At 66.9% G+C, this 12,763-nt stretch carries 15 protein-coding genes; 7 read left to right on the top strand and 8 right to left on the bottom strand.

The window, feature by feature from the left end:
• From AC07NK_RS03285 to AC07NK_RS03275, 3 genes are read left to right on the top strand one after another with little or no spacing between them, the layout of a single operon-like run.
• Positions 1–660, top strand: coding sequence for a COQ9 family protein (locus tag AC07NK_RS03285; RefSeq protein WP_495169623.1), 660 nt, complete (start codon positions 1–3; stop codon positions 658–660).
• A complete protein-coding gene (locus AC07NK_RS03280) occupies positions 657–3,374 on the top strand; it encodes an ATP-dependent DNA helicase (protein ID WP_495169130.1) in 2,718 nt (905 codons plus the stop codon). Before AC07NK_RS03285 ends, AC07NK_RS03280 begins: the two co-directional genes overlap by 4 nt.
• Complete coding sequence (locus AC07NK_RS03275) at positions 3,374–3,916, top strand: SixA phosphatase family protein (RefSeq protein ID WP_495169129.1); 543 nt, start codon at positions 3,374–3,376, stop codon at positions 3,914–3,916. The genes AC07NK_RS03280 and AC07NK_RS03275 overlap by 1 nt, the downstream gene beginning before the upstream one ends.
• Positions 3,917–3,919: 3 nt before the next feature.
• On the opposite strand, the gene AC07NK_RS03270 is transcribed toward AC07NK_RS03275, so the two are convergent.
• From AC07NK_RS03270 to rpmF, 5 genes are all read right to left on the bottom strand, one after another.
• Positions 3,920–4,255 (bottom strand): MerR family transcriptional regulator, encoded by a 336-nt coding sequence (locus AC07NK_RS03270; protein ID WP_495169128.1) that lies wholly within the window; start codon positions 4,253–4,255, stop codon positions 3,920–3,922.
• Between the two features lies 1 nt (position 4,256).
• Positions 4,257–4,556, bottom strand: a complete 300-nt coding sequence (locus AC07NK_RS03265; RefSeq protein WP_495169127.1) for an integration host factor subunit alpha — start codon at positions 4,554–4,556, stop codon at positions 4,257–4,259.
• Between the two features lie 86 nt (positions 4,557–4,642).
• The gene (locus AC07NK_RS03260; RefSeq protein ID WP_495169126.1) at positions 4,643–5,623 is read right to left on the bottom strand and encodes a beta-ketoacyl-ACP synthase III; all 981 of its coding nucleotides are present in this window, start codon (positions 5,621–5,623) and stop codon (positions 4,643–4,645) included.
• Positions 5,620–6,651, bottom strand: a complete 1,032-nt coding sequence (gene plsX, locus AC07NK_RS03255) for a phosphate acyltransferase PlsX (protein ID WP_495169125.1) — start codon at positions 6,649–6,651, stop codon at positions 5,620–5,622. The genes AC07NK_RS03260 and plsX overlap by 4 nt, the downstream gene beginning before the upstream one ends.
• Positions 6,652–6,676: 25 nt before the next feature.
• On the bottom strand, positions 6,677–6,856 hold the full coding sequence (gene rpmF / locus AC07NK_RS03250) for a 50S ribosomal protein L32 (protein WP_447727913.1): 180 nt from the start codon (positions 6,854–6,856) through the stop codon (positions 6,677–6,679).
• 210 nt (positions 6,857–7,066) lie between these two features.
• Between rpmF and AC07NK_RS03245 the strand changes: the two genes are divergently transcribed.
• The gene (locus AC07NK_RS03245) at positions 7,067–7,498 is read left to right on the top strand and encodes an MAPEG family protein (protein ID WP_495169124.1); all 432 of its coding nucleotides are present in this window, start codon (positions 7,067–7,069) and stop codon (positions 7,496–7,498) included.
• Here the strand turns inward: AC07NK_RS03245 and nudC are convergent.
• Genes nudC through mutY form a run of 3 tightly spaced genes read right to left on the bottom strand, consistent with a single transcriptional unit; the run spans position 7,495 to position 10,732 of the window.
• Positions 7,495–8,367 (bottom strand): NAD(+) diphosphatase, encoded by an 873-nt coding sequence (gene nudC / locus AC07NK_RS03240; protein ID WP_495169123.1) that lies wholly within the window; start codon positions 8,365–8,367, stop codon positions 7,495–7,497. The two genes, AC07NK_RS03245 and nudC, sit on opposite strands and share 4 nt — an antisense overlap.
• Positions 8,367–9,674: a serine hydrolase domain-containing protein gene (locus AC07NK_RS03235; RefSeq protein ID WP_495169122.1), complete on the bottom strand. Its 1,308-nt coding sequence runs from the start codon at positions 9,672–9,674 to the stop codon at positions 8,367–8,369. Before AC07NK_RS03235 ends, nudC begins: the two co-directional genes overlap by 1 nt.
• Entirely contained in the window at positions 9,671–10,732 is a 1,062-nt protein-coding gene (mutY, locus tag AC07NK_RS03230) for an A/G-specific adenine glycosylase (RefSeq protein WP_495169121.1), read from the bottom strand. Before mutY ends, AC07NK_RS03235 begins: the two co-directional genes overlap by 4 nt.
• 27 nt (positions 10,733–10,759) lie before the next feature.
• Between mutY and AC07NK_RS03225 the strand changes: the two genes are divergently transcribed.
• Genes AC07NK_RS03225 through AC07NK_RS03215 form a run of 3 tightly spaced genes read left to right on the top strand, consistent with a single transcriptional unit; the run spans position 10,760 to position 12,755 of the window.
• Complete coding sequence (locus AC07NK_RS03225; protein WP_495169120.1) at positions 10,760–11,272, top strand: DUF721 domain-containing protein; 513 nt, start codon at positions 10,760–10,762, stop codon at positions 11,270–11,272.
• On the top strand, positions 11,272–12,000 hold the full coding sequence (locus AC07NK_RS03220) for a DsbA family protein (RefSeq protein ID WP_495169119.1): 729 nt from the start codon (positions 11,272–11,274) through the stop codon (positions 11,998–12,000). Before AC07NK_RS03225 ends, AC07NK_RS03220 begins: the two co-directional genes overlap by 1 nt.
• Before the next feature lie 23 nt (positions 12,001–12,023).
• The gene (locus AC07NK_RS03215) at positions 12,024–12,755 is read left to right on the top strand and encodes a thioredoxin domain-containing protein (RefSeq protein WP_495169118.1); all 732 of its coding nucleotides are present in this window, start codon (positions 12,024–12,026) and stop codon (positions 12,753–12,755) included.
• Positions 12,756–12,763: the final 8 nt, after the last annotated feature.

The following is a 12,763-nucleotide window of genomic DNA, read 5'->3' as shown; positions in this document are numbered from 1 at the left end:
ATGGTCGATGTCGCCGACATGACGCTGGACGAGCTGCGCGTCGCGCTCGCACCGCATCTTGCCCCCAATGCCGCGTTCGACGGCTGGAACGAACAGGCCGTGCGTGTCGCCGCTGACGCGATCGGGGCGGATCACGACGTTGCGCGACTCGCGGTACCGGGCAATGCCGTGGAGATGATCGACCTGTGGTTTGCGGGAATCGACCGGCGGATGGCGGAAGCGCTCCCGCCTGAGACCCTCGGGGCGATGAAGATCCGTGCGAAGATCACCGCGCTGGTCGAGGCGCGGCTCGATGCGCTCGCACCCGATCGCGAAGCGCTGCGCCGCGCCGTCGCGATCCTGGCGATGCCCCAGAACGCGCCGCGCGCCGCCAGGCTCAGCTGGCGTTCGGCCGACACGATGTGGCGGCTCGCAGGCGACACCGCCACCGATTACAACCACTACACCAAGCGCGCGATGCTGGGCGGCATCTATGCCGCGACGATCGCCGTGTTCCTGAACGACGAGAGCGAGGGCCAGGCCGAAACCCGCGCCTTCCTCGCCCGCCGGATCGAGAACATCATGCAGTTCGAAAAGGCCAAGGCGAAGCTTGCCGGGCGCAAGGACCATCGCTTCAGCATGTCGCGCTTCATCGGCCGGCTGCGCTATCACGCGCGGTGACCGCGCTTCCCTACCCCGCCCTCCACGCCAGCCATAGCGGCATCTGGGTCGCAACCGATGAAGGCACACGCAGCATCGGGCGGGGAGAAGCGGTGCGTATTGCCGCCGATACGCCGGTCATCCTGCTCAACGCGCCACTTGCCGCGCAGCGCCTTGGCTATGCCGAACTGTCGGGACTCGACCTGCTCGAGCTGTTCGCCTTTCTCCGCCCCGCGCGTTTCATGGTGCCGACCCCGCGCGGCGTAGCGCGCACGCTCGGGCTGCCCGAACCCGGGGATGATGCGCAGATCGCGGCGTTCCTGCGCGACGCCGCACAGGCGATGCTCGCCATCGCCGAAACCGACTGGCCCGAACGCGAGGGCGCCTGGCACGCCGCCCAGTCGCTCGCGCGGCTACGCTGGACCTGGGCACCAGCGCTGGCAAAACACCTGAACCACCCCGAAAAGCCCGAGCGCTGGCTGTTCTCACGCTTGCCCGAATGGTCCGAGCAGCCGCCCCGTCCCGCGCCACGCACCGTCGCGCTCGAAGCCGATGAGGTGCGCGCGCGGCTTGCCGAATTGACCGGCAACGGCGCCGAAGAGCGCGAAGGTCAGCGCCTCTATGCCGAAGCGGCGGCGAGCGCCTTCGCCCCGCGCGCACTGCGCGATTCGCCCAATCTCGTGCTGGCCGAAGCGGGCACCGGAATCGGCAAGACCCTGGGCTATCTCGCGCCGGCCTCGCTCTGGGCAGCCAAGGCCGAGGGCCCGGTATGGGTCTCGACCTTCACCAAGGCATTGCAGCGCCAGCTCGGCCATGAGGGGGAGCGGCTCTTCGCCGACCCCGAAGCGCGCAAGCACCGCATCGTCACGCGCAAGGGGCGCGAGAATTATCTCTGCCTGCTCAATCTTGAGGATGCGCTGCAGGGCGGGTTTGCGGGTCGCGCGGCGATCCTCGCCCAGCTGGTCGCGCGCTGGGCGGCCTATTCCGCCGATGGCGATATGATCGGCGGCGACCTGCCCGGCTGGCTGCCCGCCTTGTTCCGTCGCAACGGATCAACCGCGCTGACCGACCGGCGTGGCGAGTGCGTCTATGCCGGCTGCCCGCACTATCGGAAGTGCTTCATCGAGCGCGCGGCACGGGCGAGCGCCGACGCCGATATCGTCATCGCCAACCATGCGCTTGTGATGGTCAACGCCGCGCGGGGGCGGGAAACGTCGACCCGACCGACTCGCTATGTCTTCGACGAGGGACATCACTTGTTCGATGCCGCCGACGCTATGTTCGGCGTGACGCTGTCAGGACAGGAGACGATCGAACTGCGCCGCTGGATCACCGGCCCCGAATCGGGCTCGCGCGGACGCCGCCGCGGGCTTGCCGCGCGCCTGTCCGACGTGGCGAGCTATGACGATGCCGGCGCGCAGGCGATCGCCGAGGCGGTCGACGCGGCGCGCGCACTGCCCTCTGACGGCTGGCTCCAGCGGCTTGCCGAGGGACAGCCCTTCGGCGCCATCGAGCAGCTCCTCGCCGCGGTGCGTGGTCTCACCTATGCGCGCGACACCAACGGTTCGGGCGACGCAGGATATGGCATCGAGACCGAATTGGCCGAACCCGATGCGACACTGATCGATGCGGCCAGCCCCGCCGCCGCCGCGCTCGAACAGCTGCTGCGCCCGATGATGACGCTCGGTCGCCGCCTCGAAGCCGTGCTCGACGAGGCGCCTGACTGGATGGACGGGCAGGCGCGTGCGCGGATAGAGGGGGCAATCGCATCGCTCGGCTGGCGCGCCGAGACGGTCGCAGCCTGGCTCGCGTTGATCGCCCGGATCGGCGGTCCGCAGACCGAAGACTTTGTCGATTGGCTGGCAGTCGAACGGATCGAGGGACGCGAGATCGACATCGGTCTCCACCGCCGCTGGCTCGACCCATCCAGGCCCTTTGCCGAGACCGTGCTCAAGCCTGCGCATGGCGTGCTCGTCACCTCCGCGACGCTGCGCGCGGGCGGCGACTGGGATGTGGCGGAAGCGCGAAGCGGCGCCCGGCATCTGCTTCATCCCGCAACCCGGTTCGAGGCGCCTTCACCTTTCGACTATGCGAATCGCTCCGAAGTTCTGATTGTCACCGACATCAAGCGCGGAGATACCGCGGCGCTAGCGGGGGCTTACGCACGGCTGATCGTCGCAGCGCAGGGCGGCACGCTCGGGCTGTTCACCGCGATCCGGCGGCTGCGCGCGGTCCATGCCCGGATCGGCGACCGGCTCGCACGCGAGGGGCTGCCGCTCTACGCGCAGCATGTCGATCCGATCGATACCGGGACTTTGGTCGATATCTTCCGCGATGATCCCCGCGCTTCGCTGATTGGCACCGACGCGCTGCGCGACGGCGTCGATGTGCCCGGGCATTCGCTGCGGCTGGTGGTGATGGAGGGCGTGCCATGGCCCAAGCCGAGCGTATTGCACGCTGCCCGGCGATTGGCCGGGGGCGGGAGCGCCTATGACGACCGCATCGTCCGCGCACGGCTAGCGCAGGCATTCGGGCGGCTAATTCGGCGCGCCGATGATGCTGGCGCCTTTGTGCTGCTCTCAGCTGCCATGCCCTCGCGCCTGCTCAGCGCCTTCCCGCCCGGGACCCCGATATCGCGGATTACGCTCGATGAGGCGGTAGAGCGCGTCGAACGGCTTTCATCTGTCGCGCCGCTGGGGCAGAAGACGCCCGCGATCGTCCCTCCGGAGGCCTGATGAAGACGTTGACGTTGCTGCGCCACGCCAAATCGAGCTGGGACGATCCCGTCGCACGCGATTTCGACCGGCGACTCAACGGCAAGGGACAGCGCGCGGCGCTCGCGATGGGCCGCTATCTGCGCAGCGAAGGGATGACGTTCGACCATGTCGTCGCATCCCCCGCAGCGCGAATCGTCGAGACGGTCGAGCAGGTCGAGCACGGCTATGGTTGTGACCTTGCTCCATCCTGGGATCGGCGTGTCTATCTCGCCTCGGCAAGCAGCTTGCTCGATATCGTGCACGAGTTGCCCGCACAGGCGCAGACCGCAATGCTTATCGGGCATAATCCAGGACTGGAGGATCTGATCCTGATGCTGATCCCCGATCGAACCGGGGATGCATTGCGCGATTCGGTCGAGGCCAAATTTCCGACAGCAGCGATCGCGCAGATAACCTTCGACATTGCTGCCTGGACCGAAATCCGTGCCGACAGTGGGACGCTGGTCCGTTTCACCCGCCCGCGCGACCTCGATCCCGCGCTCGGCCCCGATCGCGACTGACCGTTAGAATTCGTCGTCCTTGAGCGCACGTGCCAGCGTGTCGCGCACGTCGCTCAGCGTCCCCGCCGATGGCTTGTGGCCCGCGGTCCGCTCGCCCGCGAGCAACTGCTGGACGCCACGGATCGTATATCCCTCCTTGCCCAGCAGCGTATCAATCCGGCGGACCAGCGCTACGTCTTCGGGACGGTAATAGCGACGCCCGCCGGCGCGCTGGAGCGGACGGAGCTGGGAGAAGCGCGTCTCCCAGTATCGCAGGATGTGCTGAGGACGCCCGATTTCCTGTGCAAGCTCACCGATCGTCCGGAAGGCGTTTGGCCCCTTCTCCGGACCGGTGCTCATTTCATCCCCCGTTGACGATCCGGTCGCGCAGCATCTGGCTGGCGCGGAACGTCAATACCCGGCGCGGGGCGATCGGCACCTCCACACCAGTCTTGGGATTACGGCCGATCCGTTCGCCCTTGTCGCGAAGAATGAAGCTGCCAAAGCCGGAAATCTTCACATTCTCGCCCTCGGCGAGCGCTTCGCACATATGGCGCAGAATCTGCTCAACCAGCCGCGAAGCGTCAGCGCGCGACAGCCCGACTTCGCGATGCAGCGAATCCGCAAGATCGGCTCTCGTCAGCGTTGCAACGGTTGCCATCGAAAACTCTCCAACTCCGGCAACGTCACTCTAACACACGGATATCATGGCGCAACCGTCGTTACGCTCTCGTGACTGATGCTGTGTCAGAACCGGACGACTGACGCACCCCAGGTGAAACCGCCGCCCATCGCCTCCAGCACCAGCAGATCGCCTTGCTTAATGCGCCCGTCGCGCACCGCGGTGTCCAGCGCGAGCGGCACCGACGCCGCCGAAGTATTGGCGTGCTGGTCGACCGTGACGATCACCTTCTCGGGCGCAAGCCCCAACTTCTTCGCGGTTGCATCGAGGATTCGGGCGTTAGCCTGATGTGGCACCACCCAGTCGACATCGGCCGCGTCGAGTCCTGCGACGGCCAGGCTCTCGCCCATCACACTGGCAAGGTTGACCACCGCATGACGAAACACTTCCTTGCCCTTCATGCGCAGCTTGCCGACGGTGCCCGTGGTCGACGGGCCGCCATCGACATAGAGGAGCTGATTGTGCCTGCCATCGGCGTGCAATTTGGTCGCGAGAACGCCGCGGCCACTCACCGCGTCGGTCTCTTGCGCCTCAAGCACAATCGCCCCCGCGCCATCGCCGAACAAAACGCAGGTCGCCCTGTCCTCCCAATCGAGGATACGGCTAAAGGTCTCCGCGCCAATCACCAGCGCCTTATGTGCGCTGCCGGCGCGGATCATGCTCTCCGCGACTTGCAGCGCATAGAGGAAGCCCGAACACACCGCGGCGACATCGAACGCGACGCAATCGTTAATGCCGAGCGCTGCCTGCACCTTGGTCGCGCTGGCGGGAAAAGTCTGGTCGGGCGTCGCGGTCGCAAGCACAATCAGGTCGATTGCCGTCGCATCGACACCCGCCGCGGCAAGTGCCGCCTTGGCCGCATCGGTCGCGAGCGTCGCGGTCGTCTCGCCTTCGGCTGCGATATGACGGAAGCGGATCCCGGTACGCTCGACGATCCACTCGTCGCTGGTGTCCACCCGTTCCGCGAGCTCAGCATTCGACACACGGTGCGGCGGCAGCGCCGATCCGGTTCCGGTAATCACGGCGCGGCGCACCAACTCATTCATGCAGCTTGGGCCTCGAAATTACCCAGATCCTCAGCGATCCGTCGTGTGAGATCGTCACGCACCATCTTCGCCGCAACCCCGATCGCGGTATCAACGCCCAGCTCGTTGGCACTGCCATGGCTCTTCACGACGATGCCGTTGAGGCCCAGGAACACCGCGCCATTATGGTTGTTGGGATCGAGATGGTGCCGCAACAGCTCGGTCGCCGGGCGCGAGATCAGGAAGCCGATCTTGGAGCGGATCGAGCTCGAAAAGGCTCGGCGGAGCAGATCTGCGACGAAGCGCGCCGTGCCCTCGACCGTCTTGAGCGCGATATTCCCGGCAAAGCCGTCGCACACAATGACGTCGACATTGCCGCGCGACAGGGCGTTGCCCTCGATGAAGCCGGTGAAGCTCAATGGCAGGTGGGTCGCGGCACGCAGCTGCTGCGCGGCGTCGCGGATGATGTCCGTGCCCTTAAGCTCCTCGGTGCCGATGTTGAGCAGCGCGACGCGCGGCGCCTTAAGGTCGAGCACAGTGCGCGCATAAGCGGCGCCCATCACGGCGAACTGGACGAGGTTGCGGCTATCGACCTCGGTATTGGCACCCAGGTCCAACATCACGACGTCATTAGCGCCCAATGTCGGCATCCGCGCCGCGAGTGCGGGCCGGTCGATCCCGGGCATGGTGCGCAAGGCGAGCTTCGACATCGCCATCAGCGCGCCGGTATTACCCGACGACACAGCGGCGGCGGCCTCGCCCTTTTTCACGAGATCGATGGCGACGCCCATCGACGTCACCTTCGCACGGCGAATCGCCTGGCTCGGTTTCTCGTCAGCAGTGACGATCTCCGGCGCGTGGACGATTTCCGACGCAGCGGTGAGATTGGGATGCGACTTCAGGCCCTCGCGAATCGCGGCCTCGTCGCCCACCAGCAGGAAGCGCATGCCCTCGAACCGGTGCCGCGCACGCGCGACTCCGGCGAGCATAACCGCCAACCCCTCGTCGCCGCCCATCGCATCGACAGCGATCCGCGCGCTTGAGGTCATGGCTGGCGGCCCCCGTTCTTCGAGTTCAGCCCTCGACCGAGACGATCTCGCGGCCATTATAGTGGCCGCAGGCGCCGCAGAGGACGTGCGGACGCTTGAGTTCACCGCAGTTCGAGCATTCCTGGAATGCTTCGACCTTCAGCGCGTCGTGCGACCGGCGCATGCCGCGGCGGCTCGGCGAAACTTTTCTCTTGGGGACGGCCATTTCGGCAACCTTCTTGGATTCGTGTCGTCAGAAACTTGATCGCGATACGCCTGGCATGGCGAACGGGCAAGCGCCGTGGTCCCGGCACCCGCCGGACCGCCGGTCAGGCCTGTCGCAAAGCGAGCGAGCGCCTATACCGATTTCCGTCCAAGTTGCAAGGCAGCGCGCGGCGTGGCAGCGGGGAACGCTCAAAAGGGGAAACCAAGACCGATGGACGCGATCATCCTGCCCGTGGCGCTCGCCACCACCGCTGCCTGTGCAATCCTCAACCTGTGGCTCGCCATGCGGGTCGGGATGGTGCGGCGGTCGGAGAAGATCTCGATCGGCGATGGCGGCAATGAGCGGCTGACCGCGCGGATGCGCGCGCAGCTCAACTTCGCCGAATATGCGCCGCTCGTGCTGATCCTGATCGCGCTGATCGAGCTGGCGGTGGGCACGGTCGACTGGCTGTGGGGCGCCGCGGCGCTGTTCGTGGTGGCGCGAATCCTCCATCCCTTCGGCATGGACGGATGGAAGCCGGGGCGGGTGATCGGCATCGCCCTCACCTTCCTGATCCTTGCGGGACTGGCGCTCTATGCCGCGAGCATCCCCTATTTCGGCGTCGGCGAGAGCGAGACGATCGAGCTCATTCAGGCAGGCTAGTCGCCCAGCCAGGCGCGCAGCAGCGTGTGGGCGATCGCATAGGGCGGCGGGGCACCGAATCGGGCGTCGGGATGCCCGTCGAGCGCCGCACGCACCTCGTCGCGCGTCACCCAGATCGCGTCCTCGAGCTCGTCGGTGTCGAGGGTGAGCGAATCGCCCTCGGCTCGGGCGATGCAGGCGATCATCAGCGACGAAGGAAACGGCCAGGGCTGGCTCGCAACATAGCGAACATCGCCCACAGCGACGCCGGCTTCCTCGAGCGTCTCGCGCGCGACCGCTTCCTCGATCGATTCGCCGACCTCGACGAATCCGGCGAGCGCCGAATAGCGGCCCGCGGGCCAGGCCGCCTGACGGCCGAGCAGCGCGCGGCCTTCATATTCGGCGAGCATGATCACCACCGGATCGGTGCGCGGGAAATGCTCGGCGGCGCAGGCCGCGCAGCGACGCGCCCAGCCGCCGCGGAAGATTTCGGTAGCGCTACCACAAGCCGAGCAATAGCCGTGGCGCTGGTGCCAGTCGACGAGGCTGCGCGCGCAGGCATAGAGGCCGGCCTGATCGGCGGGCATCAGCCCGAGCATCTGGAACAGGGCGGGCGAACGCGCGACGCCGTGCCGCTCGCCCATCGCCAGCGGCACGAAATGCGGCTTGCCGCCGATATAACCGAGGAACAGCGGATCGCTGCCCTCAGGCAGGTCGGCGAGGCTGACCCAGATCAGCTGCCCCGCGCCGTCAATCTCGGGCTCGAGCCCATTGAGTTTAAGGAGTCGCGCACGCCAGTCGCCGAGCGCCGCGGCCAGCGCCTCAGGATTATTGCGTTCGCGGTCGGCGCGATCGAGTAGCGCACCGGTAAATCCCACGTCAGCGCGCATCAGCGGGCGAGATCCGCATAGACGGCTTTGACCGTGTCGGCGCGCAGCGGCCATTTGTCGCTGGGGAAATAATTGACCATCGCCGTCGCACGCACCTTGTTCGCCGGATCGACCCACGCCACCGTTCCCGCGGCGCCGCCCCAGCCATAGGTGCCCTTGCCCGGCCCGCCCGGAATGCCCTCCAGATAGACCGAACCGCCCGCGCCGAACCCCATCTTCGGGGCGGTGTCGCCACCGCTGCCGCCCGGCGCGCGATCGAACACCACACCCGTTGGCAGCAGGTTCGACATGGCGAGGCGTACCGTTTCGGGTTTCATCACCCGCGCGCGGTCGAGCATGCCTTCGTTGAGCAGCATGTGCAGGAAGCGATCATAGTCGCGCGCCGACATGACGAGGCCGGCGCCGCCATAGGGAAAGGATGGCGGCACGGCATAGGCCGACCCCTTCGCCGGATCGAATGGGAGGCGATTGTCGCCCGCCCAGAGATAGTTGGTCGCGAATCGGCCAATCTCCGATTCGGGCACGGTCCAATAGCTCGACCGCATCTGAAGCGGATCGAAGATCCGCGTCTGGACGAATCGCTCGAACGGCATCCCGCCTGCGACTTCCACGACACGCGCGAGCACGTCGAGGCCGATCGAATAGCTCCATTTGGTCCCCGGGTCGGCGATCAGCGGGAGCGTCGCGACGCGATCTGCGAACGCCTTGAGCGAAGTCGGCCGCGCCTTACGCGCCTCGGCCTCGACCGCAGCGTTGATCGCGCCGGGGGTGATCCCGAGCCGTTCATATTCCTTGAGCAGCGGGCCTTTGGTGACGATCGTATAGCCAAGGCCTGCGGTGTGGGTGAGCAGATGGCGCACCGTCACCGGCCGCGCCGCGGGGCGCGACGCGAGGCTGTTCGCCGGGTCGGTCAGCACCTTCATCGACTTGAAGCCGGGAATGAAGTCGCTGACCGGCTGATCGAGCTTCAACTTGCCGTCCTCGACCAGCATCATCGCCGCGATGCCGGTGATCGGCTTGGTCATCGAATAGACGCGCCACAGCGAATCGGCACTTGCCTTCGCCGCGCCGGCATCGTCCGCAATCGCACCGGACGAAACCAGGAACGGCGGATGATCGCCTTTGGCATAGGCGATGCTGATGCCCGGCGCCTTCCTGTCGGCGACATAGGCGCGAGCCAGCGCGAGAACCGCTTCCGACCGGGCGGCATCCTGTACCTGCGCCGATGTGAGAGCCTGTGCGAACGCTCCGGTAACCGCCGTGATCGCAAGCGCCGCAGCGCCGCCAGCCAGCCAGAATCGCTTCATTCGGTCCTCCCGATCGCCTTCACCGCTTTTGCAAACAGCGTGGGCAGTCCGGCCGATTCGAGGTCGGCAATCGGCCACCACACGCCGTCAGCGACGTCTATGTGGCCGCCGAACGTTGCAGTCGCAAGCGCGGCAACCAGCTCGAAATGAGTGAAGACGTGCCGGATCGTTGCGTTGCGCAGCGTCCATTCCGCCGCAACCGGCGCATCAGCGAGCGCCCGGGGCGAATCGCTCCACGGGCCGGTCGGCAAGGCGCGCATCCCACCGAGCAATCCCTTGTCCGGGCGGCGGACGAGAAGCACCTGCCCGTCCCGTTCGAGCCAGAAGAAGGTGCCGTAGCGCAGCGGACGCGCCTGTTTCGGCGTCTTGACCGGAAAGGCGTCGGGCGTGCCCGCGGCGCGCGCGGCGCACCCGTTGGTAAGCGGGCAGAGCAGGCATTTGGGCGAGCGCGGCGTGCAGATCGTGGCGCCGAGGTCCATCATCGCCTGCGCGAAATCCCCGGCGCGCACGTCCGGGGTGATCGAATCGGTGAGGTCGCGGATGCGGGGTTTCGCGCCGGGCAACGGATCGGACACCGCGAACAGCCGCGCGACGACGCGCTCGACATTGCCGTCGACCACGACCGCGCGTTGTCCAAAGGCGATCGCCGCGACCGCCGCAGCAGTATAGGCGCCGAAACCGGGGAGCTTGCGCAGTGCCGCCTCGTCGCATGGAAGCTGCCCGCCATGCTCACGCGCGACGGCCCGCGCGGCGGCGAGCAGGTTGCGGGCGCGGGCATAATAGCCAAGCCCCGCCCAGGCACTCATCAGATCGGCGTCATCGACGGCCGCGAGGCTCGCGAAATCGGGCCAGCGCGCGGTGAATTTCTGAAAATAGGGGATCACCGAAGCAACCTGAGTTTGCTGCAACATCACCTCCGACAGCCACACCCGATAGGGGTCGGGAGCCGGGCTTCCCGGCGGCGCGCGCCAGGGCAGGACGCGGGCATTGGCGTCGTACCAGTCGAGCAGCAGCCGGGGGACCTGTTTGGCGATGTCGCGAGAAGCGTTGTCGGGCACGCCCCGGCTATGGCATGGACTGGTGCGATGAGTAAGTCGCGCGCCACGACCGAGGAGCCGAAACGCAGCAACCGCATCCGCCCGGTGGCGGAGCTGGTGCCCGATGTCGGCCGCGTCGCGTTCCGCAAGTTCGGATTCGTTCAGAGCGCGGTGGTGCGCCGCTGGAGCGAGATTGTCGGTGAGCGCTATGCCGGGGTCTCTGCCCCCGAATCGATCCGCTTCCCGCGCGGCGAGCGCTCGAACGGCGTGCTCAACCTGCTCGTTCAGGGCGCGCATGCGCCGATGATGATGCACATCGCGCCCGAGATCATGGAGCGAGTCAACCGCTTCTTCGGCTATCCCGCGGTCGCGCGCGTCGCGATCCGGCAGGGCGAGGTCGTGCGCCCGCCCGCCCCTGCGCCGATACCCGAACCCGCCCCGATTCCGGCCGAAATGGGCGAGAGCCTGCGCGGCATTGCCGATCCGGAATTGCGTGCCGTGCTCGAAGGCCTTGCCGCCGGTGTGGCAATGCCTGTGCTCAAGCTTGGAAAGATCGATTGATGCGCCTGTTCCATGTGTCCCTTGCCGTAATCGCTGCACCGCTGCTGACCATGGCTGCGTCCGCGCAACAGGCCAAACCGGCGCCGAAGGCAGCACCAAAGGCAGCACCAAAGGCGCAGGCCGACTGGCGCAACCATGTCGTACAGACGACATCGGGTGCGACCCTGACCGGCAACCCCGCGGCGAAGATCAAGCTGGTCGAGTATCTGAGCTATACCTGCAACCATTGCGCACATTTCATCGCGGAGTCGAAGGCACCGCTTCACGACGATCTGGTCCGCCGCGGCCAAATTCGCGTCGAGTTCCGCCATGCCGTGCGCGACCCGCTCGACATGGCCGCGGCGCTGCTGGCGCGCTGCACCGGACCCAAGGGCTTTAGCGGTGCGACCCAGGCGATCTTCGCCGCGCAGGAGAGCTGGTTCGAGCAGGGCCGGACCTGGTGGCAGGCCAATGCCGAGACGATCAAGTCGCAGCCGCAGCTCGCACAGCTCAAGGCCGCAGCGAATGGTTCGGGATTGTCGGCGTTGATGCAGAAGCGCGGCATGACCGTTGCGACGATCGACCGCTGTTTCGCGGCACCGGGCGACATGGACAAGCTGACCGCGATGGCGAAGACCGCGTGGGAAACGATCCAGGGCACCCCAAGCTTCACGGTCAACGGCAAGGCCGTCAACGGCAGCGACTGGGCCGCGCTTCAACCCGAATTGCGCGCCGCGGGCGCGCGCTGATTTTCGAACGGAGAGAGACACATATGCGTATAGCGATTGGCCTGGCAGCCGCGATCACTCTGGCAGGCTGCGGCGGCAGCGAAACCGGCAACACCACCACCACGCCTTCCGCTCCGGTGGCGGGCGCGAGCGCACCGGCAGGGACCCAGTGGGTCGACAAGGTCGAGAAGACCGCCGAGGGCGGGTTCCGCATGGGCAACCCCGACGCGCCGATCAAGCTGATCGAATATGGATCGCGCACCTGCGGCCATTGCGCCGCGTTCGCCACCACCGCCATGGAGCCGCTCAAGGCCTATATCGGCGCGGGCAAGGTGAGCTTCGAGTTCCGCGACTTCCTGCTCAACCAGATCGATCTGGGCGCAGCGCTGCTGGGCCAGTGCGGCGGGCCGGGCCCGTTCTTCGCGATCATGGATCAGATGTACGAGCAGCAGCACACGATCCTGCAGAACGCACCGAAGGAGGGCGACCCCTTCCTGAAGCAGGTCGAGGCGATGGCGCCCGCACAGCGGGTCGGCGCGACGGCGGAGCGGTTCGGCTATCTCGCATTCGTCCAGCAGCGCGGCGTTCCCGAAGCGAAGGCGCGCCAGTGCCTTGCCGATCAGGGTGCGATCGACGCGCTGGTCAAGAGCAACGAGACCGCCGCCAAGGAGTATAACATCCCCGGCACGCCGACCTTCATCCTCAACGGCAAGGTGCTGGAGAATACCGGTACCTGGCCGCAGGTCGAAGCGGCGCTGAAGGCCGCCGGCGCCTGATCGGGGCC

Source organism: Sphingomonas sp. GW821-FHT09B04 (assembly GCF_059418285.1).
Note: the sequence above shows the minus strand (reverse complement) of the source record. Positions and strands in the feature narration are given on the sequence as shown.

What these genes read in the sequence shown, in the direction of transcription:
- AC07NK_RS03285 (WP_495169623.1), top strand. Translation starts at nt 1, where the DNA reads ATGGTCGATGTCGCCGACATGACGCTGGACGAGCTGCGCGTCGCGCTC.
- AC07NK_RS03275 (WP_495169129.1), top strand. Translation starts at nt 3,374, where the DNA reads ATGAAGACGTTGACGTTGCTGCGCCACGCCAAATCGAGCTGGGACGAT.
- AC07NK_RS03270 (WP_495169128.1), bottom strand. Translation starts at nt 4,255, where the DNA reads ATGAGCACCGGTCCGGAGAAGGGGCCAAACGCCTTCCGGACGATCGGT.
- AC07NK_RS03265 (WP_495169127.1), bottom strand. Translation starts at nt 4,556, where the DNA reads ATGGCAACCGTTGCAACGCTGACGAGAGCCGATCTTGCGGATTCGCTG.
- AC07NK_RS03260 (WP_495169126.1), bottom strand. Translation starts at nt 5,623, where the DNA reads ATGAATGAGTTGGTGCGCCGCGCCGTGATTACCGGAACCGGATCGGCG.
- plsX (WP_495169125.1), bottom strand. Translation starts at nt 6,651, where the DNA reads ATGACCTCAAGCGCGCGGATCGCTGTCGATGCGATGGGCGGCGACGAG.
- rpmF (WP_447727913.1), bottom strand. Translation starts at nt 6,856, where the DNA reads ATGGCCGTCCCCAAGAGAAAAGTTTCGCCGAGCCGCCGCGGCATGCGC.
- AC07NK_RS03245 (WP_495169124.1), top strand. Translation starts at nt 7,067, where the DNA reads ATGGACGCGATCATCCTGCCCGTGGCGCTCGCCACCACCGCTGCCTGT.
- nudC (WP_495169123.1), bottom strand. Translation starts at nt 8,367, where the DNA reads ATGCGCGCTGACGTGGGATTTACCGGTGCGCTACTCGATCGCGCCGAC.
- AC07NK_RS03235 (WP_495169122.1), bottom strand. Translation starts at nt 9,674, where the DNA reads ATGAAGCGATTCTGGCTGGCTGGCGGCGCTGCGGCGCTTGCGATCACG.
- AC07NK_RS03225 (WP_495169120.1), top strand. Translation starts at nt 10,760, where the DNA reads ATGAGTAAGTCGCGCGCCACGACCGAGGAGCCGAAACGCAGCAACCGC.
- AC07NK_RS03220 (WP_495169119.1), top strand. Translation starts at nt 11,272, where the DNA reads ATGCGCCTGTTCCATGTGTCCCTTGCCGTAATCGCTGCACCGCTGCTG.
- AC07NK_RS03215 (WP_495169118.1), top strand. Translation starts at nt 12,024, where the DNA reads ATGCGTATAGCGATTGGCCTGGCAGCCGCGATCACTCTGGCAGGCTGC.